Source organism: Haemophilus parahaemolyticus, assembly GCF_002015035.1.
Classification (GTDB): Bacteria; Pseudomonadota; Gammaproteobacteria; order Enterobacterales; family Pasteurellaceae; genus Haemophilus_A; species Haemophilus_A parahaemolyticus.
In genome coordinates, this window is the sequence record NZ_MUXY01000006.1 from 13,952 (window position 1) to 37,572 (window position 23,621).

Below are 23,621 nucleotides of genomic sequence, written 5' to 3' on the forward strand. Positions count from 1 at the left end.
TGCAGATTTTAACATTTAACCGTGGTTTTTGCCTTGCCTTTTTGTTTGTTTACCGTTAAAATGGCGACCTCTTTTTATAGTCTTGAATTGGCATTTTGCCAATAACTTTTTATTAGGTAGATAAATAATGAAACGTACATTCCAACCTTCTGTATTAAAACGTGCTCGTACACACGGTTTCCGTGCTCGTATGGCTACTAAAAATGGTCGTCAAGTTTTAGCACGTCGTCGTGCTAAAGGTCGCAAATCTTTATCTGCATAATTTGCAGTTAGAGCAGCTAATCACCCACAATTGTGAAAGTGAAGACGCTAACTTTTTCTCGGGAGCTACGTTTATTAGCTCCCGTTCAATTTAAAGCTGTATTTGAAAATCCTTTTCGAGCCAGCACTCCTCAAATGACGCTTCTGGCTCGTTTAAATACGGCAGAAAATCCCCGTCTAGGCTTAACCGTTGCTAAAAAACATCTCAAACGTGCTCATGATCGCAATCGTATTAAACGCATTGTACGAGAATCTTTTCGCTTAAAACAGCACGAACTACCAAATATGGATTTTGTTTTTGTAGCGAAAGGAGGGATTGGCAAGTTGGATAATGCCACGCTTTTTGAAACGTTGGAAAAATTATGGGCAAGACATATCCGCCTGAGCAAAAATCCACAATCTCAAACCAAACAACAGGCAAAGCCACAAGAGAACTCAACGAAAGAAGAGAACAAATCAGCCTAGCATCTAAAATCTTGCTACTGCCGATTTATTTCTATCGTTATTTTATTAGCCCTTTAATTGGTCCCCGATGCCGATTTTATCCAAGCTGTTCCACTTATGCTGTTGAAGCAATTAAAATTCACGGAGCAATCAAAGGGGGATATTTAGCCTTCAAACGTATTTTGCGTTGTAATCCATTAAGTGAAGGCGGAGAAGATCCTGTGCCAGTAAAAGCGAGTTGTAAAAAATGTGAAAAAAATCATTAATTTTTTGAAACTTGGTGAACTTTCTTTTTTCCAATGAGTCTATTATTATGACCACTATTTATAGTCGTTATAAAGTTTTATTCATTATGTAGACCTCTCAAAATAGCTAGCAAACGAATTGCTAGCTATTTTTTTATCTTTATTTTCCAAAGATTTTGTGTCCCACCGCTGCCATCATTGCACCAAGCACGACTACAATTGCCCCCACATAACTTATCCAGTTCATCTCTAGGCGGGAAAAAGTTTCTGGAAAAATCATATGCCCTAAAATCGAAAACAGCATCGTGAAAATCGGAATCATCGTGGTAACTACGCTGACTTTCGAGGTGTCCCACAAACTCAATGCCTCCCCATAAGAGCCGTAGGCAATCAACGTGTTCAAACAACAATAGATAAAACAACCCCATACAAAAGGCGTGCTGATCTCGCCAATTTGGGTTGGGCTGGCAAATGGGCTAAACGCAATGCCACAGCTGAGGTAAATCATCATTAAGATTTGCTGCGAATTAAACTGCTTTAGCAATAACTTTTGGGCAATGCCATAACAGACCCAAATCAAGCTGCCTGCTGTACTTAAAATCAAGCCAAGTGCATAAGCATTAAGTTGAAGAAGTTCGCCGAATTTGTCGTTAAAAAATGCGATTAAGCCTATAATAAGCAGTAAAAAGCCGACTTTTTGCGAAAGATTAAACGGTTCTTTAAACAAAACAACGCCTAAGAAAATCATCAAGAAAGGCGAAAATTGCCATAAAACTTGAGTTGTTGTGGGAGAAATATAATATAATCCTTCTGCGACTAAAAAGAAATTGCCTGATAAACCAAGTGTGCCGAGCAACATTAAACAGAAATGTTTAGCATTACAAACGGTCAACTTTGGCAATTTTTTTGCAAAACCAAGCACAAGAAACAACCCAATGCCTGCCACCCAAAATCTTGCCCAAACAAGGGTTTGAGCATCAAGCGAAACCAATACTTGTTGTGCAGCAATCGGCAGCGTACCCCACATCATCGTGGCAAGTAGTGCCAAACAAAAACCTAAGCCTGCATTTTTCTTCATTTTTTTACTCTTCTTCTATGTAATAATTTATGTCCTACGGCAGAGAATAACGCCCCAAAAACTACTAAACAAGCCCCTAAAACGGTTAACAAGGAGAGATCTGGCGGTGTAAAACTTTCGGGTTTCCAGAAATACGCCATTTCTGAAAAAATCATCGTAGCAATCGGGATTAACGGCATCATAATGCTCACTTTTGAAACATCCCAGCGGTTAAGTGCCTCAGCATAAGAGCCGTAGGCGATGATAGTATTTAAGCAGCAATAAACTAAACAGATTGCAGTAAATGGGCTTAAATTGACCGCTTGTGAGAAATCAGCGAGTGGCGTGAACACAAGACTACAACCGATATAAATCATAAACAGGATTTGTACCGAATTGAAGCGTTCTAATAAGATTCTCTGTGAAAGCCCGTAGCCTATCCAGATAAAGCTGGCTAATGCCCCGCATAAGATTCCGAATGCGTAGCCGTTCATTTGCGAAAAATCTGCCAAGCGATTATGGAAGAAGAGGATTAAGCCGATAATTACGACGATAAATCCTAGTTTTTGATTTAATCGGATGGTTTCTTTGAACAAAAATGCACCGCACAAAATCATGGCAAAGGAAGAAAGGGGGCTGATAACTTGGCTTGCGGTGGCTGGAATATAGCGTAATGCCACGTTAAATAAGAAAAAATTGCCTGAAAGCCCTAAGATCCCAATGATTAAAAGAGTTAGATCTTTGCGTGTTAAAGCAGTCACCTTTGGCAATTTTTTTGCAAAGAAGAGCATAAAAAATACGCCAATCATCGCAACAATAAAACGAAACCAAACGATAGTTTGGGCGTTCATCTCTTTTAAGATAGGCTGTAGAGCTATTGGCAGCGTTCCCCACATCAATACTGCAAGGAGAGCAAAGAGGAAACCTGCGAGGGGTTGTTGTTTTTGCATAGGATTATTATAGATTTTAGGTATAAAAAAACCTCACATTTGTGAGGTTTTCTTGAAATTTTGCTTTACATTACTCAGCAATGATACTTACGTATTGACGGTTTTTGTCGCCTTTTCTTTCAAATTTAACTTTACCATCTGCAGTTGCGAATAAAGTGTGGTCTTTACCCATACCTACGTTTGTACCTGCGTGGAATTTAGTACCACGTTGACGAACAATGATGCTACCTGCTAAAACAGACTCGCCACCGAAACGTTTAACACCAAGGCGTTTAGCTTCAGAATCACGACCGTTACGAGTTGAACCACCAGCTTTTTTAGTTGCCATCTACTTGATCTCCTCTGAAATTATGCTTGAATCCCAGTGATTTTCACTTCTGTGAACCACTGACGATGACCTTGTTGTTTACGGCTGTGTTTACGACGACGGAATTTAACGATTTTAACTTTCTCGCCACGACCGTGTGCTACTACTTCAGCCACTACTTTTGAACCAGCTACTACTGGTGTACCAATTTTAACATCTTCGCCATTAACGACCATTAACACTGAGTTGAATTCAACTTTCTCACCAGTTGCAATTTCAAGTTTTTCTAAACGAACCACTTGGCCTTCGCTCACTCGGTGTTGTTTGCCGCCACTTTGGAAAACTGCGTACATATTTACTCCGCTAATTTGTGCCTTTTACGCTCTGCGAGAGACACTTTTAAATTCATATAAAATAGGGTTGCAATTCTACGCAAAAAGAAAACAAAGAGCAAGAACGAATTTTAGAAAATTTGAAAAAATCTTGTTTCCCGTATTAGCCAATTTCTTGTTAAAACCGCTTTTTTAACGATTGCTTTATTCGATTTCTAACAAAATTTTGCAGCTAATAGAAAGTGCGGTAAAATCAATCTAATTTTTGGCTTTTAGATAAGAAAAGATGACTCAAAAACTTACCCTCGATCAAATTCAAGCTTTGGCAGCTGATGATATGCAATTGGTAAATGCTGAAATTTTAGCTCAACTGAACTCGGAAGTGCCGCTAATTAATCAGCTCGGCTTTTACATTATTAGTGGTGGTGGCAAACGCATTCGCCCGTTAATTACCGTGCTTGCCGCACGTGCGTTAGGCTACCAAGGTAGCAAGCAAATTACGACTGCCGCATTTATTGAATTTGTGCATACTGCCACCCTTTTACACGATGATGTTGTGGATGAGTCCGATATGCGTCGCGGTCGTGAAACCGCCAATGCTGCTTTCGGTAATGCGGCAAGTGTGCTGGTTGGCGACTACATTTATACCCGTTCTTTCCAGATGATGACCTCGGTGGATTCGCTTGAAGTGCTTAAAGTAATGTCGGCAGCCACAAACGCATTAGCAGAAGGCGAAGTGCAACAATTGATGAACGTCAATGACCCAAACACGACCGAAGAGAGCTATATGCGTGTGATTTACAATAAAACCGCCCGCTTGTTTGAAGCTGCAACGCAATGTGTGGCGATCATAGCCAATGCAGGTGAAGAAATTGAAACCGCACTCAAAAATTATGGCTGCTACTTAGGCACAGCATTCCAGTTAGTGGATGATATTCTTGACTATTCTGCCAATGCTCAAGCTCTCGGCAAAAACGTGGGTGACGATTATGTGGAAGGTAAACCAACGATGCCACTTCTGCACGCAATGCATCACGGCAATGAAGCACAAGTTAACTTGATCCGCCAAGCGATTGAAAATGGCGGGAATCGTGAAGATATTGATCAAGTGCTCTCTATTATGGCTGAGCATAAATCGCTCGATTATACGATGGAAAAAGCTAAATCTGAAGCTCAAAAAGCAGTAGATGCGTTAGCGGTATTACCTGAAAGCGAATATAAACAAGCGTTGATTTCATTGGCTTGGTTGTCTGTAGATCGGGATTATTAATAAAATAATAAGAAGAAAAAAATGACAGAACAAACATTCCAGCCTCAAGAACACAAAGAGGCGTTACAACAAAAACGTAAACTTACCCGCAAAGGCAAAGATCCAAACGCCCCTTTTGTGCGTCCAAAATTGGAATTACCAAACGGACATAATAAACTTCTGCTTCACTCTTGCTGTGCACCTTGTTCGGGCGAAGTGATGGAAGCGATCCTTGCCTCTGGAATCGAATTTACGATCTATTTTTATAACCCAAACATCCATCCGCTTAAAGAATATATGATCCGCAAAGAGGAAAATATTCGCTTTGCCGAAAAACATAACATTCCTTTTATTGATGTGGATGATGACTATGAAAACGACCGCAAAGAGTGGTTCAGAAAAGCGGAAGGGATGGAATGGGAACCCGAACGAGGCATTCGCTGCACAATGTGCTTTGATATGCGTTTTGAAAAAGCGGCACAATATGCTCACGAGAACGGTTTTCCAGTATTTACCAGCTGTTTAGGCATCTCACGTTGGAAAGATATGAACCAAATCAACGATTGCGGGCACCGTGCTGCCTCACATTATGATGATGTGGTTTATTGGGATTATAACTGGCGTAAAGGTGGTGGCTCGCAACGTATGATTGAAATCAGCAAACGCGAACGTTTCTATCAACAAGAGTATTGTGGCTGCGTTTATTCTTTACGTGACTCTAACAAATGGCGTTTAGAAACAGGCCGAAACCGTATTGAAATCGGCAAACTTTACTACTCACCTGATTAAATCTGCTCCGATGAGTCAAATTTCTCAAAACTGATACACTATTTCTATTTTCAAGCGGTTGAATTTCGCAAAACTTTTGCCAAATCTCACCGCTTCCATTTTACAAGAGGAACAACAATGTCTAATTTTGCAATGGTATTCCCAGGTCAAGGCTCACAAGCGGTTGGAATGCTTGCTGATCTTGCACCACAATATCCAATCGTGGAAGAAACCTTCAAACAAGCAAGCGACATGCTTGGCTATGATTTGTGGGATTTAGTTCAAAACGGCACAGCCGAAGATCTTGGTCAAACGCAACGTACACAACCTGCGTTATTAGCTTCTTCTGTAGCACTTTTCCGCATTTGGCAGCAAAAATTCCCTGAAGCAAAACCGTCTGTGATGGCGGGTCATAGCTTGGGCGAATACTCAGCGTTAGTCTGTGCAGGTGTGTTAGATTTCCAAGATGCAATCAAATTAGTTGAACTACGTGGCAACGCAATGCAACAAGCCGTGCCAGCAGGCACTGGTGCAATGTTTGCGATTATCGGCTTAGAGAATGAAGCAATCATCAAAGCGTGTGAACAAGCGGCTAGCGAAACAGGTGAGATTGTTTCAGCAGTGAACTTCAATTCGCCTGGTCAAGTGGTGATTGCTGGTACGAAAACTGCCGCAACGCGTGCAGGCGAATTATGTAAAGAAGCAGGGGCAAAACGTGCATTGCCATTAGCAGTGAGCGTGCCTTCGCACTGTGCGTTAATGAAACCAGCGGCAGACAAATTAGCAGAAGCATTGCAAAACATCACGCTAAATCAACCGCTTGTGCCTGTTATCAACAACGTTGATGTGGCAACGGAAACTGATGCAGAGAAAATCCGCGATGCGTTAGTCCGCCAGCTTTACAGTCCAGTACGCTGGACAGAAACCGTTGAAAAAATGGCAAAAGATGGTGTAACCACTTTATACGAAATCGGTCCAGGTAAAGTATTAACAGGCTTAACCAGCCGTATCGTTAAAGAGCTTTCAGCAAAAGCGGTGAATGATGTAGCGTCGTTTGAGGCTGTAGAAGCATAATTGTAGGGTGGGTTTTAGCCCACTATTGAAAATTTAGAACTATTTTGGTGGGCTGAAGCCCAGCCTACGAATAAAGGAAAACACAATGCAAGGCAAAATAGCATTAGTCACAGGGGCAACCCGTGGAATTGGGCGAGCAATCGCAGAAGAACTAAGTGTAAAAGGTGCATTCGTAATCGGCACAGCAACTTCAGAAAAAGGCGCGGAAGCTATTTCAGCTTACTTAGGTGAGAAAGGCAAAGGCTTAGTATTAAACGTAACTGAGCCAGAATCTATTGATGCCGTACTTGCACAAATCAAAGCAGAAGTAGGCGACATCGACATTCTGGTAAACAACGCAGGCATCACCCGCGACGGTTTGTTAATGCGTATGAAAGATCAAGATTGGTTCGATATCATCCAAACCAACCTCACTTCGGTTTACCGCCTATCAAAAGCGGTACTTCGCCCAATGATGAAAAAAGGTGGCCGCATTATCACTATCGGCTCGGTAGTTGGCTCAATGGGTAACCCCGGTCAAACCAACTATTGTGCAGCGAAGGCAGGCTTAGTCGGCTTCTCAAAATCGTTGGCGAAAGAAGTGGCATCACGTGGCATTACCGTGAACGTGGTGGCTCCAGGTTTTATCGCAACTGATATGACAGATGAGCTGAATGAAGCACAAAAAGAAGCGATATTAAGTCAAATCCCAGCAGGTGAATTAGGTACGGCACAAGACATCGCCAAAGCCGTGGCATTCTTAGCCTCTGATGATGCTCGCTACATCAATGGCGAAACTCTCCACGTGAATGGTGGTTTATATATGAACTAATCGCTAAAAGCGGTTCAATTTCTACCGAATTTTGCTATTATTACTTTTAATAGATGCAAAATTCGGTTTTTTTGCTTTTATTCCCTTTTATTTTTTACTTTTTATTTGTGTGTGTAATTATGACTAAAAATACATTTGTTGTTGGCTTTATGCTCTTTGCCATCTTTTTCGGAGCTGGCAATCTTATTTTCCCACCTAAGCTTGGCTTTGAGAGCGGAGAACATTTCTTTTCGTCTATTTTAGGTTTTATCACTACGGGGGTAGGCTTACCTTTACTCGGGATTATTGTCAGTGCCTTTTATGAAGGTGGCTACAAAGCGGCATTAAACCGCATCCATCCTTGGTTCTCGCTGATTTTCTTGGCGGCAATTTATCTTTCTATTGGTCCATTCTTTGCTGGTCCCCGTACAGGTGCGACAGCTTATGAAATGGCGGTTGTGCCATTTTTAGGCGAAGATGTGGGCAATTTACCGCTGTTTATCTTTACGCTTTTTTATTTTGCGATCACAATGTGGTTAAGTCTCAATCCGTCAAAAATGGTAGATCGTGTGGGAGCAATTTTAACGCCAGTATTGATTTTAATTATTATCTCTTTGGTTGTCCGTGCCTTTTTCTTATTTGACCAGCCATCTGTTGCAGTAACTGCACAAGAGGAGTCTTGGGTCTTTAAAGGGGTAATTGAAGGCTACTTCACGATGGACGCATTGGCTTCATTAGCCTTCTCAGTCATTGTGTTAAATGCGATTAAAGCCAAAGGCGTTAGCCCATCAGCATTGATTAAACAGACCGTCTTTGCTGGTATTATCGCAGCGGTTGCATTAGGATTTATCTACTTTTCTATTGGTTGGATTGGCAACCACGCACAACTGAGTCCAGAAACTTTGACCGCGCTTGCAGAACGCAAACAAGACCTCGGCACTTATATCCTCAATAACGCAGCCCAACAAGCCTTTGGCGAATACGGACGAATGGTGTTAGGGATTATCGTTTCACTTGCGTGCTTAACCACTGCAGTGGGGTTATGTACCTCAGTCGGCGAATACTTCAGCGAAGTTTTCCCGAAAATTAGCTACCGTACTTACGTGATTCTGTTCTGTGTGATCAGCTTTGCCATTGCAAACCTTGGTTTAAAAGCGGTAATCGAAAAATCCGTACCGATGCTGTTAATCCTCTATCCAATTGCGATGACAGTGATCTTAGTGCTTGGTATTAACGCCTTACACCGAATCCCATTATTAGGGCAACGTTTAGCGTTGGGATTTGTGACTATCATCTCGATTTTATCCGTTATCGGCACAGGCTTTACCGACAACCTACCTTTCAAATCTTACTCTATGGAATGGCTACCGTTTGCGGTTATTGGTTTGATTGTTGGTTATATTGGGCATTATTTGATTAAGAAAAAACATTAAGCTTAGTATTACAAGCGGTAGTATTTGCAGTATATTTTGCAATTTCTACCGCTTATTTTATAAGAAAATATGAGGAAATTTATGCCAGAACTTCCTGAAGTTGAAACAAGCCTACGAGGCGTTGAGCCTTATTTACAAGGGCAAACCATCAAGCGGATCATTGCCCGCACGCCTAAATTACGCTGGGCGATTCCTGCAGCGTTTTCTCAAATGCAAGGGGTGAAAATCCTCTCCCTTTCTCGCCGTGCCAAATATCTGATTTTGCATACCGACAAGGGAGATATTATCGTACATCTTGGTATGTCTGGCTCGCTAGGTATTTTAAAGGTGAGTGACAATTTGCCCGCAGGCAAGCACGACCACGTGGATTTAATCACCGAATCTGGCGTGATTTTACGCTACAACGACCCGCGTAAATTTGGTTGTTGGCTTTGGGCAGAGAAGGCAGAGGAACACGAACTTTTGAAAAAGCTTGGCCCTGAACCGTTATCTGATGCATTCACAAGCGGTTATTTATTCGAGAAAGGTCGTAAGAAAACCGTGGCAATAAAAAACTTTATTATGAACAATGAAGTGGTGGTTGGCGTGGGGAATATTTACGCTTGTGAGTCTCTCTTTATGGCGGGTATTCATCCTGAACTTTCCGCCCAAAATCTCACGCAGAAACAGTGTGAGCGCTTGGTTAAGGTCATTAAAGGAGTACTCACTAAATCGATCATTCAAGGTGGCACCACGCTCAAGGATTTTATTCAACCCGATGGTAAGCCTGGTTATTTTGCTCAAGTGCTACAGGTTTATGGGCGTAAAGGCGAAGAATGCCATGATTGCGGTGCGATTATTGAAACGAAAGTAGTTGGGCAACGCAATACCTATTTCTGCCCGAAATGTCAGAAGTTACCAAGATAAAAGCAAAGGGGATTGAATATTCAATCCCCTTTCTGTTACTAGCTACATAAACCAACCCGTTGTGGTGACGGATTTCTCATCCATCAATTTGACGAAGCCGTAAATCACACGGAAAAGATACCAAATTCCCACCGTAAAAAGCACCAAAATGCCAATGCCGATAAAGCTAAGGATAAATCCTATCACCGTACCCGCGATTGAGCCCCAGAAGGTTCGAATCAGAAAGGTAAGATGGTTATGGTAAAGTGAATTTGGCAACATATCTTGTCGTTTGATATAAGCCAAAATCACGCCTGCAATAGCGGGTAAGCCACCGAAAATCACACCTAATCCAAATAGCACATACACAACAATCATAATAGTACGTTGATTTGGGTCGTGCGGGGGTTGCAATAATGGTTCGTTCATCATCATTCCTATTTGTAAAAAAATCTGATTATTTGACCGCTTGGCTCTTAGATGGTTGCCCAAATCGATTCCCAATCAAGAACGCAATCAAGCCTAAAACCAGTGATGGCACAATGGCGTGGAAGCTGAAAATGCTGATTTTAAAGGTTGAGATAATCACATAGCTGATTAAGCCGACCAACATTGAACTCATTGCACCTGTTGCATTCGCTTTGTCCCAATAAAGCCCGAGTACGATTACCCATAAGAAGGTGGCTTCAAGCCCGCCGAGGGAGAGTAAATTTAGCCAAATGAGCATATCTGGCGGATTAAGGGCGGCAAATACGAGCAAGAACGTAAAAGTCAGTGTGGTGAGCGTTGAAAACAATTTAAGTTTACTCTCGTTATGCACCGCACTTGGTTTTACCGCAAGGTATAAATCTTTAATTAAGGTTGATGAAGATTGGATTAATAGCGAGTCGATCGAAGACATAATGGCTGCCATCGGTGCGGCAAGGAAAATGCCTGCTACGACAGGTGGTAATACTTGTATCATTAACATTGGAATCACTTGATCGGGAATCTTTAAATCTGGCACAACTGCACGTCCGATCACGCCAGTTAAGTGCATTCCAAGCATTAAAAGAGAGACGACTAATGTACCTATAACTAATGCTCGATGGAGAGATTGGCTATCTTTATATGCCATACTTCTAACCGCAAGCGGTGGTAAGCCAATCAAACCAAAACAAACAAGTACCCAGAACGACGTCATAAAAGTGAAGTCAAGCGGACGTTCATCAATACCATACGGAGCAAGTAGCTGCGGGTTGATGTTGTTCAAAGTCTCCATTGCATTTTCTAGCCCGTTAGCGGCATAAATTACGCCACCAAGAAGGAAAAATGTACCGATAAGCATGACTAGACCTTGCACAGTATCGGTCATTACCACAGCACGGAATCCTCCGATGAAGGTATAAATGCCAACGGTAACTGCAAAAATCATCACTGCTAGCTTGTAGTCCATTCCCAGCGTGGTTTCAAGCAAGCGACCTGCTCCGATAAATTGTACCGTCATCATCGCAAAGAAAGAGAGTAATAATGCAAGACTTGCGATCCACACGACGAAGCGATTTTTGTAACGTGCAAATAGTAAATCGTTAATGGTAACTGCTTTATGTTTGCGGGCGAGTTGGGCGAATTTTTTGCCAAGTACGCCTAATGCGAGCAATACAGCGGGTACTTGGATCATTGCAAGTAATACCCAGCCTAATCCATATTTGTAAGCTGCTCCTGGTCCACCAATAAAAGAACTTGCCCCCACGTAGGTAGCTGCGGTAGTCATTGCCAATACAAAGCCAGACATTGAGCGATTGCCTACATAATATTCAGATAAGAAACTGCCGCCTTGACGTTGGCGATAAGCATAATATGCCACGCCAAACACAAACAAAAGATAGGCAATCAGTGGGATAACCATTTCCATATTCATCGCTTATTCCTCCACGTTGCTGTCTAAGTCAATATTTTGATACACCTTTTTCACCACGATGTACACCAACAGGGTGAACAGAAGCGGTAGAAAAACGCAAGAAAGTTCGAACCAAATCGGTAAACCTAGAATGCCTAATTTCACAGGGAAAAAGTAGGCTAAGATAATCCAGCCGAACATATAGAGTACGGTTAAGCCCAAAGCCCATTGAGCCTCTCTCGTCAGTTGTTTTGTTTGCATTAAAAACTCCTTTTGTGCTTTTGTCATAGTGATAAAAAACCCCACAAACGTGGGACTTGATTAGTATTGCCAATTCTCAGGATCAATGCCAAGCTCACGCATTTTTTCTTTTGCTTGCTCTGGAATCTCATCGCTGCGATCTTTCATTAAATCCTCATCGGTTGGCAATGGCTGCCCTGTGAAAGCGTGCAAAAACGCCTCACACAGCAACTCGCTATTGGTTGCATGACGCAGATTTTTAATCTGACGGCGCGTACGCTCATTGGTTAGAATTTCCAATACCTTAATTGGAATTGATACGGTGATCTTCTTCACTTGTTCACTTTTTTTACCGTGTTCTGCATAAGGGCTAATGTATTCGCCTCGCCAATCTTTCATATATTTTCCCCACTAAAATGGCGTTATTGTAATCAAATCTGAACTATATCGCAATCTAGACGTCTAGATTTCTATTGTGATTTTATGCAGAAAGCTGTTGGTCTTTTAGGCGTCGAACAAGTACAATAACCGCATTGAGTTTAACAAGGAAACACTATGAAATTAAAAGCCACTGCATTGGTAACTGCAAGTCTATTATTGACCGCTTGTTCATCTGTCATCGACCCGAACACGGGCGAACGCAAAGATCCACTCGAAGGGTTTAACCGTGCGATGTGGAATATAAATTACAACTATCTTGATCCTTACGTGGTTAAACCAGTGGCGACAGGTTGGAGAGACTATGTGCCAAGCCCTATTAAAACAGGTTTAGTGAATGTAGCGAATAACTTGGATGAGCCAGCGAGTTTCGTTAATCGTTTGTTAGAAGGTGAAGTGAAAAAAGCGATGATCCACTTCAACCGTTTCTGGATTAACTCCGTATTTGGTATTGGTGGTTTAATCGACTGGGCAAGTAAAACACCTGACTTAAAACTTGATAACGGCAACCGTGAATTTGGCGAAACGCTTGGGCACTATGGCGTGGGCACAGGGGCATATATTATGGTGCCAGGTTACGGGCCAACCACCCCACGACAAGCGGTCGGAAAAGTAGTAGATTCTGCATACCCTGTGCTTTCACTTTTAACTACCCCTTGGAGTATTGCAAAATTTAGCGTTCAAGGCATTAATACCCGTGCTAACTTACTTGACCAAGATGCGTTAATCAAACAATCGCTCGACCCTTATGTAACTTTCCGTGAAGCTTATTTCCAAAACTTGGAATTTAAAGTAAACAATGGCAAAGCAAGTGAAGAGAAAGAAACATTATCGAAAGATGAGTTGAAGGGGATTGATTAGTGAGATTCATAGTAGATGAGGAATTTCTGCATAAAATGGATTTTACGTTTATCTACTATGATATTTTTGTAGTGTTATGTAGAAACTGCACAATTAAACCATTAGCTTGATTTTCTTGTAGCAACAGTGTTGACCTAAAAACGCTGTTGCTATGCTAAGGGAAATGTCATTGATATGATATTTATGTAAAACTGTATTTTTAAATCTTTTATTTTTTAAATCCTTTCCCATCATTCCATGAAACTGTATATTCTAACGGCAAGCGAACGCTTGGAATAGGTGCAGTGGCGGCTTTTCCGATTGCGAGTAGCATTAACGGTGCATAACGCTTGCTATCCACGTCTAAGACGTTCATCACTGCTTTACGGTCAAAAATGCCAATGGCGTGAGTGTCGTATCCTCTATCTTTGGCAACTAACATCAATTGCATTGTCGCAAGGCTAGTATCGATAAGTACTTGATCGCGAATTTCTTCCGCATTTGATTTTTCATATAAGCCTAACAAGAAGTTGTATGAATTCTCGCGAAATTGTGGCATTAAACAACCTTTTTCTACCGAATAATCCAAAAGATCGTCCAATACCTTTTGATATTCTAAATCGGCTAAGACTAAAATGACCATAGAGGCACTCTCACAAGGCGGAGCATTATGTCCTACCAAACCAGGTAGCTGTTTTTTCTTTTCCGTTTCATCGATCACCACATAGCGCCAAGGCTGTAAGTTAGCTTTTGAAGGGGCGAGCTGTGCAAGTGTGAACATGTCAGCCATTTCTTCACGGCTAATTTTCACATTCGGATTGAACATTTTGATGGTTTTGCGGGTTTCAATAACTTTGGTCAGATCCATTTTTCTCTCCTCAAACAGTTGATTTTTCGTAGGATATTGCAAGTAGTATATGCTTCTCAAATCTGTGCAGAAATACCCAAGTATAGGCAGAAATTTATTCTGCCCAAGCTTCCATCGTTAATTTTTTTCCAAAATGGCTTTCGATAAGGCGTTCCGTAATGGCATGCTGTGGACGTAACAATACTTCTTTGGTTGTGCCATATTCTAAAATTTCGCCTTCGTGCATAACGAGTAATTTGTCGCTGATGTGTTTGATCAAGCCGAGATGCTGCCCAATGTAGATAAATGAAAGAGCAAGGCGCTGTTGAAGCTCAAGCATTAAATTGATCATCTGAGTCTTAACAGAGAAATCGAGCGTGCTAGAAGTATCATCAATAATCAGGATTTCTGGCTCTAAAATAAGCGCTCGTGCAAGAGCAACGAGTTGTTTTTGGCTGTTCGATGCTAAAGAAATCGGTGTCAATACGTGATCTTTATAAAGCCCAACTAATTTGAGCGTTTGGAAAATGCGTTCATTACGGGCTTCTTCAGATAGCTGAGTTGCCATTCGAAGTGGTGCATCTAAAATCTGCCCGATATTATGGTTAGGATCAAAAGCATCATTTGGATCTTGGAATACCATTCGGATATGTTTGGCTCGGAAAGCGTAGTCACCAAATGCAAGCGGTTTATTTCTAAATAACATTTGCCCAGAAGTAGGTTCAACTTGCCCAATGATCATTTTGGCAAGTGTGGATTTTCCTGAGCCATTTTCACCGATAATCGCTAACGTTTCACGGCGGTTGAGGGTGAAAGAGACATCTTTCACTGCATAAAAATCGTGCTTGTGAAAAATGCTGCTACGTTCAATAAAGCGTTTACTAAGGTGTTGTATCTCTAAAAGTGCCATACTCGTAGGGTAGAATTTATTCCACCATTTAATAATTAATTACAGATTTTTGATAGAAAAAGACCGCTTTTGCAAGCGGTCTAAAGTTGCGACAAGTTTACAAATTATAATACGTTTACGCAGTTTAAGTCTTCGAAAGATTGCTCTAAGCGTTTAGACATAGATTCTTCCATTTTACGTAACCAAACGCGTGGGTCGTAGTATTTTTTGTTTGGTGAATCAGGGCCTTCTGGGTTACCTAATTGACCTTGTAAGTATGCTTCGTTCGCTTTGTAGAAGTTTAAGATACCGTTCCAAGATGCCCATTGTGTATCCGTATCGATGTTCATTTTGATTGCACCGTAGCTGATTGCTTCACGGATTTCTTCGCGAGATGAACCTGAACCACCGTGGAATACGAAGTTGATTGATTTAGCAGGTAAGTTACGTTCTTTAGAAACGAACTCTTGTGAAGCACCTAAAATAGATGGTTTTAATTTCACATTACCTGGTTTATAAACACCGTGTACGTTGCCGAATGCTGCTGCAACGGTAAAACGTGGGCTTACTGGGTTTAATTGGTCGTAAACGTATAATACGTCTTGTGGTTGAGTGTATAAACGTGATTCATCAACATCTGAGTTATCTACGCCATCTTCTTCACCACCCGTGATACCGATTTCGATTTCAAGGGTCATACCCATTTTGTCCATACGAGCAAGGTATTCACGGCAGATAGCCATATTTTCTTCCATTGGCTCTTCAGATAAGTCGATCATATGTGAAGAGAATAATGGGCGACCTGTTTCTGCGAAGTGTTTTTCGCCTGCATCTAATAAACCGTCGATCCAAGGTAATAATTTTTTCGCTGCGTGGTCTGTATGAAGGATAACAGGTACACCGTATTCTTGTGCTAATGCGTGAACGTGTTTAGCTCCTACGATTGCACCTAAAACATCTGGACGAGCACCTGAAGTTGGTTTGATACCTTTACCTGCGTAGAAAGATGCACCACCGTTTGAGAACTGTACGATAACTGGTGCTTTAACACGTGCAGCTGTTTCTAATACTGCATTGACAGAGTCAGAACCTACGCAGTTTACCGCTGGAATTGCAAAGTTATGTTCTTTTGCATAGGCAAAGATTTTTTGAACATCATCACCTGTAACCACACCTGGTTTAACAATATCTAATAAACCCATTTTTTGTTTCCTCTAAATGTTAAAAATTTGATTTTTGATCTCCCTCTTTACTAAAGAGGGAAGACTAAATTAGAAATTAACCTTTCGCACGTTGTTCTAAAATTTCAACTGCTGGTAATACTTTGCCTTCTACAAATTCTAAGAATGCACCACCACCAGTTGAGATGTAAGAGATTTTATCTGCAATACCGAACATATCAATTGCTGCTAAAGTATCACCACCACCTGCAATAGAGAATGCACCGTTTGCGGTTGCATCAACGATTGCTTGTGCCACGATTTCTGTACCTTTACGGAAGTTAGGGAATTCAAATACGCCTACAGGACCATTCCACAAAATGGTTTTCGCACCACGGATAATGGCTGCTAATTCTTCTGCTGATTTATCGCCGATGTCGAAGATTGACTCATTTTCAGCCACTTCGTTTACCGCTTTTTCAACTGCTGGTGCAGTTTCAGAGAATTCTGTACCCACGCGAACATCTACTGGCACAGGAATGTTAGTTGCTTTTGATAAACGTTGTGCTTCAGGGATTAAATCTGCTTCGTATAAAGATTTACCTACATTGTTGCCTTCTGCCGCAATGAAAGTATTTGCGATACCGCCACCAACAATAAGTTGATCAGCGACTTTTGATAAACTGTCTAAAACAGTTAATTTGGTAGAAACTTTTGAACCACCCACGATTGCCAGCATTGGGCGTTGTGGTTCTTTTAACGCTTTGCCTAGTGCGTCTAATTCAGCTGCTAACAATGGACCTGCACAAGCAACTGGTGCGAATTGTGCTACGCCGTGAGTTGAAGCTTGAGCACGATGGGCCGAGCCGAATGCATCCATTACAAATACGTCACATAATGCAGCGTATTTTTTAGATAATTCTTCTTCGTTTTTCTTCTCACCTTTGTTTACACGTACGTTTTCAAGCACAACAATTTCGCCGTCTTTTACGTCCACGCCATCTAAGTAGTCGCGCACTAAACGTACTGGCACACCTAAATCTGATGCATTTAAGTAATCAACGACAGGTTGTAGAGAATCTTTCTCTTCAAATACACCTTCAGTCGGACGACCTAAGTGTGAAGTTACCATCACTTTAGCACCTTTTTCTAACGCTAATTTTAATGTAGGGATCGTTGCACGAATACGTGCATCTGAAGTAACTTTGCCCTCTTTAACTGGCACGTTTAAATCTGCACGAATGAAAACGCGTTTACCTGCTAAATCAAGGTCTGCCATTTTGATAACTGACATAGTGAGTTCCTCTTTTTAATCAAATTTAAAAATATAAAAACGGCTTGATTATACCATTTTTTGATTAGATTTTATGAATATAGATCAAATAATGCTTTATTTTCTTCATAAAAGAAAATAATTTGACTACTCAACTCGTAAAATATTTTACTTTTTCGACCGCTTGAATAGAAAATTGTTTTTACTTTATACGCCAAATTGATTATAAATACAACGCCATCACGATGGCATTCTCTTTTTTTCCATCAGGTAAAGGGTAATAATGCTTGCGAATGGTTACCTCGTTAAAGCCTAGCTGGATATAAAGCTGTTGGGCTTTAGTATTGGATTCCCGCACCTCAAGCCAAAGCGTGAGCACACCTTTTTTGCCCAATTCTTCAATTAACCTTTGCAATAATACTTTGCCATAGCCTTTACCTTGCTCAGCGGGATCAACGGCAATATTAAATAGCGTCGCTTCATCCAATACGATATTGCAAATCGCAAAGCCGACGATTTTGCCTTGTTCAAGCAATTTTAGGTTTAAATAACGCTCACCTTGGTTATTCAACAACGTGCCTTTTGACCAAGGTATAATATGTGCTTGTTGTTCAATTTCGAATAAACGATCGAAGTCGGTTGCGATAATGTGTTCAATCATAGTCTTTTTCTATAAAAAATAAGCGGTTAAATTTTATGTAAATTTTGCAAAATCTACAATAAATTCAACCGCTTTATAAGCACTTAGCGATTAGTAAAATTCTATGCTTTCAACGCTATTTGTTATACGTGTCCCCGCTTTGCCTGCTACAATATCTTGAATCTGGGCAAGTGAGCCGATCGCCGCATCTTTGCCTGTTGCTTTAACGAAGTTGATCACAGCCTGCACTTTTGGCCCCATTGAACCTGGCGCAAACTCTGATGCCAAAGCCTCGAGGGTTTCTGGGTTACCTTTGGCAATTTTACGTTGGGTCGGTTTTTGGAAATCAACACAAGCGGCGTCTACATCGGTGGCGATAATAAATAAATCAGCATCCAAGTTTTCTGAAATCACCGCGGTCGCTAAGTCTTTATCAACCACTGCTTCCACGCCTTGTAATTCGCCTTTTTCATTACGGAAACTTGGCACACCGCCGCCGCCGCCACAAATCACAATTTGATCTTGTGCGAGTAGTGCTCTCACCGCTTCAATACCAGTCACACCGACAGGTTTAGGACTTGGTACAGCACGGCGGAAGTATTGTCCGTCAGCCATTACTGTCCAGCCTTTTTCCGTGGCTAATTTTTCCGCTTCCGCTTGGCTATACACCTGGCCAATCGGTTTACTTGGTTTAGCAAACGCAGGATCGTGTTTATCGACAATCACTTGAGTTACCAAGGTTTGCGTTGGGTGTTCAGGAATTAGATTGGTTAATTCTTGTTGTAACATATAACCAATCATTCCCACGGTTTGTGAAACTAAAATATCTAACGGATAGGGCTCAATTTTCGCATCTTGAGCGTAATAAGCTGCGTGTTGTAACGCAAGTAACCCCACTTGTGGCCCGTTGCCATGTGAAATCACAAGCTCATTATTGGGTTTGATTTTAGCAAGCTGTTCTGCTGCGACGCGAATATTCGCCGCTTGGTTTTGTGCCGTCATTGGCTCACCACGTTTTAATAATGCATTGCCACCGAGTGCTACTACGATTTTCATTTTTCTTCCCCTTACGCTAAACTTGCCACCATTACCGCTTTAATTGTATGCATACGGTTTTCTGCTTGTTCGAATGCCACATTTGCTGGTGATTCAAACACATCTTCTGTTACTTCAATGCCATTTGCCAAAGCGGGGTATTTTTCTGCGATTTGCTTACCAATTTTGGTTTCGCTATTGTGGAACGCAGGCAAGCAGTGCATAAATTTCACTTTTGGATTGCCCGTACGTTTCATCAACTCAGGTGTAACCTGATAAGGCATTAACATATCAATACGCTCGCCCCACGTTTCTAACGGCTCACCCATTGAGACCCACACATCGGTATGGACGAAATCCACATCTTTCACTGCTGTATCAATATCGTCGGTTACCGTAATGCGAGCGCCCGATTCTGCCGCAAATTTTTGGCACATTTCGACCAGAGAATCTTCTGGTAACAATGCTTTTGGTGCACAGATACGCACATCCATCCCTAATTTCGCCCCGATTAACAAGAGTGAATTCCCCACATTGTTACGTGCATCACCGATATAGACGTAGCTAATTTGACTCAACGGTTTTTCGCAGTTTTCAATCATTGTTAGCACATCGGCAAGCATTTGTGTTGGGTGGAATTCATCCGTTAAGCCATTGAATACTGGCACGCCTGCATATTCTGCTAACTCATTGACAACTGATTGTTTAAAGCCACGATATTCAATCGCATCATACATTCTACCTAATACGCGAGCGGTATCTTTCATCGATTCTTTATGCCCAATTTGTGAAGAGGTTGGGTCAATATAGGTTACGTGAGCCCCTTGATCATAAGCTGCTACCTCAAAAGCACAGCGAGTACGGGTGGAGGTTTTCTCAAAAATTAACGCAATGTTTTTGCCTTTTAAACGAGGCTGTTCTGTGCCAGCATATTTCGCACGTTTTAAATCGCGTGATAAATCTAACAAATACTTAATTTCACGTTCGGTGTGGTTTACTAAACTGAGTAAATGTCTGTTTTTGAGATTAAATGCCATAATATGTACTCCTGCAATTGTGGATTAAAAAATCGGACTATTCTAGCAAAGCAAACGATTGCTTTCAAATAATACTTTTAAAAAAATGCCATAACATTGAAATTATATGCAATATTTTTGCATTATTATTCTGATAATGCGAGTTTATTTTCATATTTAGTCATTATTCTCAATAAGAAAAGGAAATAGTGATAGTCTCTGTTATCTATTTAGCGTATAATGGTAGTTTATTTTTTAAACTAAGGTAGTATTTTTATGGAAACAAACCGATTTAAAATTAATTCCATCTCTTTATCCATTTTTCTTGCTTACTCATTCATTCCCTTTACAGAAGCAGCTTTAGTCAGAGACGATGTTGATTATCAAACATTCCGTGATTTTGCAGAAAATAAAGGGAAATTTTTTGTGGGGGCTAAACAGATTGAAGTTTTTGATAAACAAGGAAAATCTCTTGGTAGTGTGTTTGGTGATACACCTATGGTGGACTTCAGCTCGGTAGATACACAAAGAAGAATTGCGACATTAGTGAATCCTCAATATGTAGTCGGTGCGAAGCACGTTAATAATTATGTTAATACGCTTTATTTTGGACATCCTATTGAGCATAGGGATATAGAAAATAGAGAAAACCTTTATAACAGCATAGATAAAAATAATTTTGCCCCGAATAAAGGGTGGTCTGCCGATGATCAAGGACGACTTGAAGATTATTATATGCCACGTTTAGATAAATTTGTTACCGAGGTTGTGCCAAGTGAGGTAACCACGGCAGGAGGAACGAAAGGAACTTATAATGATAAAAATCGTTTTCCTTATTTTGCTCGAGTAGGTGCAGGAACACAATTTATTTATAAAAAGGGGGGATATTATAAACTTGATAATAACAATCAGGGAGATGATTTAGACTTCGTTGCAGATGCTTATCAATATTCGATTGGCGGAACGCCTTATTCTGTCAATCATGAATTAGATGGTATTGTTGGTTTTGGAAGCCGTTCAGGTTATTGGGATATAAAAAATTTACTCTCACAAGGTGCTTTAACAAATTATGGCGTATTAGGCGATAGTGGCTCTCCTTTGTTTGTTTTTGATAAAGAAAAAAATAAATGGGTGTTTCTTGGTACCTATGATTATTGGGCTGGTTACAATCTCAAACGCTGGCAAGAATGGAATATCTATAAAGAAGCATTTGCGAAAATAACGCAAAATGATGATATTGCAGGCACATTGACAGGTTCTAGCAAACCTTATCAGTGGAGATCGCAAAATAATAGTAGCACGATAAGCAATGCAGAGCATTCGCTCAATGTTAATGTGGCTTCTTCTTCCAATAATTTATTTGATTCTCTTAATCACGGTAAAAGTGTGGTTTTAGAGGGCAATGGAGTATTGGAGCTACAAAATAATATTAACCAAGGTGCAGGCGGTCTATTTTTTAAAGGAAATTACGAAGTTAAAGGAAAAACAAATGATATTACTTGGCTAGGTGCTGGGATTGATATTGCCGAAGGAAAAGAAGTTGTCTGGAAAGTACACAACCCTTCAGATGATCGTCTAGCGAAGTTGGGTAAAGGCACACTTCTTGTTCAAGGGACAGGTGAAAATAAAGGTAGAATAAAGGTTGGGGATGGTACCGTTATTTTAGATCAACAAGCTGATGCAAGAGGAAAAATTCGTGCTTTTTCTGTATTAGGAATTGTAAGTGGTCGTCCAACTGTCGTATTAAAAAATGCACAACAAGTCGATCCTGAACAAATTTATTTTGGTTTTAGAGGTGGACGTTTAGATTTAAATGGAACTTCGTTAAGTTTTACCCATATCCGAAATGTGGATGAAGGGGCTCAAGTAGTTAATCATAATACCACCAATGCAAGCACGGTGACATTGACTGGCGAACAATTCTTACGTCCTGAACAAGTTTTAATTCATACGATTGAGCCATCAGCAGAAGAGGATAACCCAAGGTTGCTCACAAGAAGACGGATTCCATACGGTAGGCATCTTTATCTCAATATGGATAATTGCGGCAATCGTTATTTCGCTTTAAAGGCAGGTAAAAGTACGAGTGATGCGATGCCTTGCGGGAGCGAAACCAGCAATGATAGCTGGGAGTTTATGGGAACAACTCAAGCAGAAGCCAAAGCGAAGGTAGTTGAGTGGACTAATAATCGCAAAATTAATGGTTTTAATGGCTATTTAGGGGAAACTAATCCAAATTTATCCAATGGTGAACTGAATCTTCGCATTGCTGCAAAAGAAGATCAAAGCCGCTTCCTTTTCACTGGCGGTACAAATCTTAATGGCGACATTCAAGTTAATAAAGGGCAGTTGATTTTATCAGGAAGACCAACACCGCACGCCAAAGATACGGTAAATCGTTCTTCAGCAAATAAAGATCCACATTTTTCTCTCAATAATGAAGTGGTAATTGCTGATGATTGGATTAACCGACAATTCAATGCACGTAATATCAACGTGAACCAAAATTCTGTACTTTATATCAGCCGAAATGTTGCAAATGTGAGTGCAAATTTAACCGCCTCGGATCAGGCTAAATTACATTTAGGCTATTCTTATAGTGATCCTGTTTGTGTACGTTCAGACTATACGGGATACATTACGTGTAGTAGTGCTAATTTAACTGAACAAGCACTCAACAGTTTTAACCCTACTTTCATCTCGGGCAACCTCACGTTAAATGGACAAAGTCAAGCAATTCTAGGTAAAGCTAATTTACGAGGCACAATTCACAGCACAGATCAAAGTGCGGTTCATTTTGGCACGAATAGTCAATGGCATTTAACAGGAAATAGCCAAATCAATCAATTAGTGATGAACGGCGGTAATATTCACCTGAATGCGAGTGATACACCTGAAACAACAACGTTCTATCATCAATTAACCGTGAATAATCTTTCAGGTCAAGGACGATTCCATTATTTCACCGATTTAAGTAATCAACGTGGCGATAAAATAGTCGTAAACCAAACCGCAAGCGGTCAATTTACCCTTCACGTTCGCAATAAAACAGGTGAGCCAAAATATGATGCGTTGGAATTATTTAATGCTTCCACAGCTCAACGCCGTAACCTAACACTCACGTTAGATAAAGAAAAAGTGGATTTAGGTGCTTATAGTTACACACTTCAGGAAAACGGTGGGGTATGGCGACTTTATAATCCTAAAATTGAGGAAGACATTAAAGCAAAACAGCTAGCTAAACAAACTAATGAGCCTAAAAATACACAGGTGCTGGGTACACCAAATACAGCTAGTTTAACTCCAAGTGATCCTGATTTTAGTCGTACAGAAATTGGCAATTCAACTAAAATTGAATCTCCTCAATTTGTGATGTTAACTTACAAAGATCCTGAAGGGCATATTTTATATGAAACGGTTGTCTTAAAAACGGCATTTAATGAAAATACTGCGAAGAGCCAAAAATCTTTTACGGGACTAATTGTAGATTCAATTAAACCAAATGGCACCAATGCTTATGTGATCACTTATAAAAAAGATGACACGCAAGCATTGGCTGAAGAAGCACG

26 protein-coding genes are annotated in these 23,621 nt (G+C 40.7%); 11 read left to right on the forward strand and 15 right to left on the reverse strand.

Annotated elements, in window-relative coordinates; translation table 11 throughout:
• Nucleotides 1-127 precede the first annotated feature (127 nt).
• Genes rpmH through yidD form a run of 3 tightly spaced genes read left to right on the forward strand, consistent with a single transcriptional unit; the run spans nt 128 to nt 971 of the window.
• Nucleotides 128-262 carry a 50S ribosomal protein L34 gene (gene rpmH, locus B0185_RS05300; RefSeq protein ID WP_005599701.1) on the forward strand — a complete coding sequence of 45 codons (135 nt, stop codon included), beginning with the start codon at nt 128-130 and terminating at the stop codon, nt 260-262.
• 38 nt (nt 263-300) lie between these two features.
• Nucleotides 301-726 carry a ribonuclease P protein component gene (gene rnpA / locus B0185_RS05305; protein WP_050855287.1) on the forward strand — a complete coding sequence of 142 codons (426 nt, stop codon included), beginning with the start codon at nt 301-303 and terminating at the stop codon, nt 724-726.
• Nucleotides 624-971 (forward strand): membrane protein insertion efficiency factor YidD, encoded by a 348-nt coding sequence (yidD, locus tag B0185_RS05310; protein ID WP_225791719.1) that lies wholly within the window; start codon nt 624-626, stop codon nt 969-971. The genes rnpA and yidD overlap by 103 nt, the downstream gene beginning before the upstream one ends.
• 139 nt (nt 972-1,110) lie before the next feature.
• Here the strand turns inward: yidD and B0185_RS05315 are convergent, their stop codons facing one another.
• The 4 genes from B0185_RS05315 to rplU all read right to left on the reverse strand — a co-directional run bounded on the left by B0185_RS05315 (nt 1,111) and on the right by rplU (nt 3,617).
• Complete coding sequence (locus tag B0185_RS05315; protein WP_005705230.1) at nt 1,111-2,028, reverse strand: DMT family transporter; 918 nt, start codon at nt 2,026-2,028, stop codon at nt 1,111-1,113.
• Nucleotides 2,025-2,957 carry a DMT family transporter gene (locus tag B0185_RS05320; protein WP_005705240.1) on the reverse strand — a complete coding sequence of 311 codons (933 nt, stop codon included), beginning with the start codon at nt 2,955-2,957 and terminating at the stop codon, nt 2,025-2,027. Before B0185_RS05320 ends, B0185_RS05315 begins: the two co-directional genes overlap by 4 nt.
• 70 nt (nt 2,958-3,027) lie before the next feature.
• Nucleotides 3,028-3,285 (reverse strand): 50S ribosomal protein L27, encoded by a 258-nt coding sequence (gene rpmA / locus B0185_RS05325; protein WP_005705226.1) that lies wholly within the window; start codon nt 3,283-3,285, stop codon nt 3,028-3,030.
• Nucleotides 3,286-3,305: 20 nt separating this feature from the next.
• On the reverse strand, nt 3,306-3,617 hold the full coding sequence (gene rplU / locus B0185_RS05330; RefSeq protein WP_005705205.1) for a 50S ribosomal protein L21: 312 nt from the start codon (nt 3,615-3,617) through the stop codon (nt 3,306-3,308).
• A gap of 265 nt (nt 3,618-3,882) precedes the next feature.
• On the opposite strand from rplU, the gene ispB reads away from it, so the two are divergent.
• The 6 genes from ispB (at nt 3,883) to mutM (ending at nt 9,816) form a co-directional block, all read left to right on the forward strand.
• Nucleotides 3,883-4,866 (forward strand): octaprenyl diphosphate synthase, encoded by a 984-nt coding sequence (ispB, locus tag B0185_RS05335; RefSeq protein WP_005705219.1) that lies wholly within the window; start codon nt 3,883-3,885, stop codon nt 4,864-4,866.
• Nucleotides 4,867-4,887: 21 nt separating this feature from the next.
• Nucleotides 4,888-5,634, forward strand: coding sequence for an epoxyqueuosine reductase QueH (locus B0185_RS05340; protein WP_005705217.1), 747 nt, complete (start codon nt 4,888-4,890; stop codon nt 5,632-5,634).
• Nucleotides 5,635-5,751: 117 nt separating this feature from the next.
• Nucleotides 5,752-6,687, forward strand: a complete 936-nt coding sequence (fabD, locus tag B0185_RS05345; RefSeq protein WP_005705203.1) for an ACP S-malonyltransferase — start codon at nt 5,752-5,754, stop codon at nt 6,685-6,687.
• Between the two features lie 85 nt (nt 6,688-6,772).
• Nucleotides 6,773-7,498, forward strand: coding sequence for a 3-oxoacyl-ACP reductase FabG (fabG, locus tag B0185_RS05350; RefSeq protein WP_005705228.1), 726 nt, complete (start codon nt 6,773-6,775; stop codon nt 7,496-7,498).
• 119 nt (nt 7,499-7,617) lie between these two features.
• Nucleotides 7,618-8,910 carry a branched-chain amino acid transport system II carrier protein gene (gene brnQ / locus B0185_RS05355; protein ID WP_039862893.1) on the forward strand — a complete coding sequence of 431 codons (1,293 nt, stop codon included), beginning with the start codon at nt 7,618-7,620 and terminating at the stop codon, nt 8,908-8,910.
• Nucleotides 8,911-8,991: 81 nt separating this feature from the next.
• Nucleotides 8,992-9,816 (forward strand): bifunctional DNA-formamidopyrimidine glycosylase/DNA-(apurinic or apyrimidinic site) lyase, encoded by an 825-nt coding sequence (mutM, locus tag B0185_RS05360; protein ID WP_005705221.1) that lies wholly within the window; start codon nt 8,992-8,994, stop codon nt 9,814-9,816.
• A 42-nt stretch (nt 9,817-9,858) separates the two neighbouring features.
• Here the strand turns inward: mutM and B0185_RS05365 are convergent, their stop codons facing one another.
• The 4 genes from B0185_RS05365 to metJ are packed head-to-tail and all read right to left on the reverse strand — an operon-like array spanning nt 9,859 to nt 12,313.
• Entirely contained in the window at nt 9,859-10,224 is a 366-nt protein-coding gene (locus B0185_RS05365; RefSeq protein ID WP_005705245.1) for a DUF4870 family protein, read from the reverse strand.
• A gap of 28 nt (nt 10,225-10,252) precedes the next feature.
• The gene (panF, locus tag B0185_RS05370) at nt 10,253-11,695 is read right to left on the reverse strand and encodes a sodium/pantothenate symporter (protein ID WP_005705211.1); all 1,443 of its coding nucleotides are present in this window, start codon (nt 11,693-11,695) and stop codon (nt 10,253-10,255) included.
• Between the two features lie 3 nt (nt 11,696-11,698).
• A complete protein-coding gene (locus tag B0185_RS05375) occupies nt 11,699-11,935 on the reverse strand; it encodes a YhdT family protein (protein ID WP_005705222.1) in 237 nt (78 codons plus the stop codon).
• Between the two features lie 60 nt (nt 11,936-11,995).
• The gene (gene metJ / locus B0185_RS05380) at nt 11,996-12,313 is read right to left on the reverse strand and encodes a met regulon transcriptional regulator MetJ (RefSeq protein ID WP_005705231.1); all 318 of its coding nucleotides are present in this window, start codon (nt 12,311-12,313) and stop codon (nt 11,996-11,998) included.
• Nucleotides 12,314-12,469: 156 nt separating this feature from the next.
• Between metJ and B0185_RS05385 the strand changes: the two genes are divergently transcribed.
• On the forward strand, nt 12,470-13,213 hold the full coding sequence (locus B0185_RS05385) for an MlaA family lipoprotein (RefSeq protein ID WP_005705236.1): 744 nt from the start codon (nt 12,470-12,472) through the stop codon (nt 13,211-13,213).
• Nucleotides 13,214-13,421: 208 nt separating this feature from the next.
• Here the strand turns inward: B0185_RS05385 and B0185_RS05390 are convergent, their stop codons facing one another.
• The 7 genes from B0185_RS05390 to B0185_RS05420 form a co-directional block, all read right to left on the reverse strand.
• The gene (locus tag B0185_RS05390) at nt 13,422-14,060 is read right to left on the reverse strand and encodes a nitroreductase family protein (RefSeq protein ID WP_005705210.1); all 639 of its coding nucleotides are present in this window, start codon (nt 14,058-14,060) and stop codon (nt 13,422-13,424) included.
• Nucleotides 14,061-14,154: 94 nt separating this feature from the next.
• On the reverse strand, nt 14,155-14,949 hold the full coding sequence (locus B0185_RS05395; RefSeq protein WP_005705208.1) for a peptide ABC transporter ATP-binding protein: 795 nt from the start codon (nt 14,947-14,949) through the stop codon (nt 14,155-14,157).
• Between the two features lie 104 nt (nt 14,950-15,053).
• The gene (gene fbaA, locus B0185_RS05400; protein ID WP_005705224.1) at nt 15,054-16,130 is read right to left on the reverse strand and encodes a class II fructose-bisphosphate aldolase; all 1,077 of its coding nucleotides are present in this window, start codon (nt 16,128-16,130) and stop codon (nt 15,054-15,056) included.
• Between the two features lie 76 nt (nt 16,131-16,206).
• Nucleotides 16,207-17,382 (reverse strand): phosphoglycerate kinase, encoded by a 1,176-nt coding sequence (gene pgk / locus B0185_RS05405; protein WP_005705232.1) that lies wholly within the window; start codon nt 17,380-17,382, stop codon nt 16,207-16,209.
• 202 nt (nt 17,383-17,584) lie between these two features.
• Nucleotides 17,585-18,022, reverse strand: a complete 438-nt coding sequence (gene rimI, locus B0185_RS05410) for a ribosomal protein S18-alanine N-acetyltransferase (RefSeq protein ID WP_005705238.1) — start codon at nt 18,020-18,022, stop codon at nt 17,585-17,587.
• A 90-nt stretch (nt 18,023-18,112) separates the two neighbouring features.
• Nucleotides 18,113-19,057 (reverse strand): carbamate kinase, encoded by a 945-nt coding sequence (arcC, locus tag B0185_RS05415; protein ID WP_005705227.1) that lies wholly within the window; start codon nt 19,055-19,057, stop codon nt 18,113-18,115.
• Nucleotides 19,058-19,068: 11 nt separating this feature from the next.
• Complete coding sequence (locus tag B0185_RS05420) at nt 19,069-20,073, reverse strand: ornithine carbamoyltransferase (RefSeq protein ID WP_005705241.1); 1,005 nt, start codon at nt 20,071-20,073, stop codon at nt 19,069-19,071.
• Nucleotides 20,074-20,328: 255 nt separating this feature from the next.
• Between B0185_RS05420 and B0185_RS05425 the strand changes: the two genes are divergently transcribed.
• Nucleotides 20,329-23,621 (forward strand): S6 family peptidase (locus B0185_RS05425; protein ID WP_078208090.1); only part of this gene is annotated, 3,293 nt, incomplete at its 3' end.

Excerpts from the sequence above, each read along its gene's own strand:
- rpmH (WP_005599701.1), top strand. The coding sequence starts at position 128 with ATGAAACGTACATTCCAACCTTCTGTATTAAAACGTGCTCGTACACAC.
- yidD (WP_225791719.1), top strand. The coding sequence starts at position 624 with ATGGGCAAGACATATCCGCCTGAGCAAAAATCCACAATCTCAAACCAA.
- B0185_RS05315 (WP_005705230.1), bottom strand. The coding sequence starts at position 2,028 with ATGAAGAAAAATGCAGGCTTAGGTTTTTGTTTGGCACTACTTGCCACG.
- B0185_RS05320 (WP_005705240.1), bottom strand. The coding sequence starts at position 2,957 with ATGCAAAAACAACAACCCCTCGCAGGTTTCCTCTTTGCTCTCCTTGCA.
- rpmA (WP_005705226.1), bottom strand. The coding sequence starts at position 3,285 with ATGGCAACTAAAAAAGCTGGTGGTTCAACTCGTAACGGTCGTGATTCT.
- rplU (WP_005705205.1), bottom strand. The coding sequence starts at position 3,617 with ATGTACGCAGTTTTCCAAAGTGGCGGCAAACAACACCGAGTGAGCGAA.
- ispB (WP_005705219.1), top strand. The coding sequence starts at position 3,883 with ATGACTCAAAAACTTACCCTCGATCAAATTCAAGCTTTGGCAGCTGAT.
- B0185_RS05340 (WP_005705217.1), top strand. The coding sequence starts at position 4,888 with ATGACAGAACAAACATTCCAGCCTCAAGAACACAAAGAGGCGTTACAA.
- fabD (WP_005705203.1), top strand. The coding sequence starts at position 5,752 with ATGTCTAATTTTGCAATGGTATTCCCAGGTCAAGGCTCACAAGCGGTT.
- fabG (WP_005705228.1), top strand. The coding sequence starts at position 6,773 with ATGCAAGGCAAAATAGCATTAGTCACAGGGGCAACCCGTGGAATTGGG.
- brnQ (WP_039862893.1), top strand. The coding sequence starts at position 7,618 with ATGACTAAAAATACATTTGTTGTTGGCTTTATGCTCTTTGCCATCTTT.
- mutM (WP_005705221.1), top strand. The coding sequence starts at position 8,992 with ATGCCAGAACTTCCTGAAGTTGAAACAAGCCTACGAGGCGTTGAGCCT.
- B0185_RS05365 (WP_005705245.1), bottom strand. The coding sequence starts at position 10,224 with ATGAACGAACCATTATTGCAACCCCCGCACGACCCAAATCAACGTACT.
- panF (WP_005705211.1), bottom strand. The coding sequence starts at position 11,695 with ATGAATATGGAAATGGTTATCCCACTGATTGCCTATCTTTTGTTTGTG.
- B0185_RS05375 (WP_005705222.1), bottom strand. The coding sequence starts at position 11,935 with ATGCAAACAAAACAACTGACGAGAGAGGCTCAATGGGCTTTGGGCTTA.
- metJ (WP_005705231.1), bottom strand. The coding sequence starts at position 12,313 with ATGAAAGATTGGCGAGGCGAATACATTAGCCCTTATGCAGAACACGGT.
- B0185_RS05385 (WP_005705236.1), top strand. The coding sequence starts at position 12,470 with ATGAAATTAAAAGCCACTGCATTGGTAACTGCAAGTCTATTATTGACC.
- B0185_RS05390 (WP_005705210.1), bottom strand. The coding sequence starts at position 14,060 with ATGGATCTGACCAAAGTTATTGAAACCCGCAAAACCATCAAAATGTTC.
- B0185_RS05395 (WP_005705208.1), bottom strand. The coding sequence starts at position 14,949 with ATGGCACTTTTAGAGATACAACACCTTAGTAAACGCTTTATTGAACGT.
- fbaA (WP_005705224.1), bottom strand. The coding sequence starts at position 16,130 with ATGGGTTTATTAGATATTGTTAAACCAGGTGTGGTTACAGGTGATGAT.
- pgk (WP_005705232.1), bottom strand. The coding sequence starts at position 17,382 with ATGTCAGTTATCAAAATGGCAGACCTTGATTTAGCAGGTAAACGCGTT.
- rimI (WP_005705238.1), bottom strand. The coding sequence starts at position 18,022 with ATGATTGAACACATTATCGCAACCGACTTCGATCGTTTATTCGAAATT.
- arcC (WP_005705227.1), bottom strand. The coding sequence starts at position 19,057 with ATGAAAATCGTAGTAGCACTCGGTGGCAATGCATTATTAAAACGTGGT.
- B0185_RS05420 (WP_005705241.1), bottom strand. The coding sequence starts at position 20,073 with ATGGCATTTAATCTCAAAAACAGACATTTACTCAGTTTAGTAAACCAC.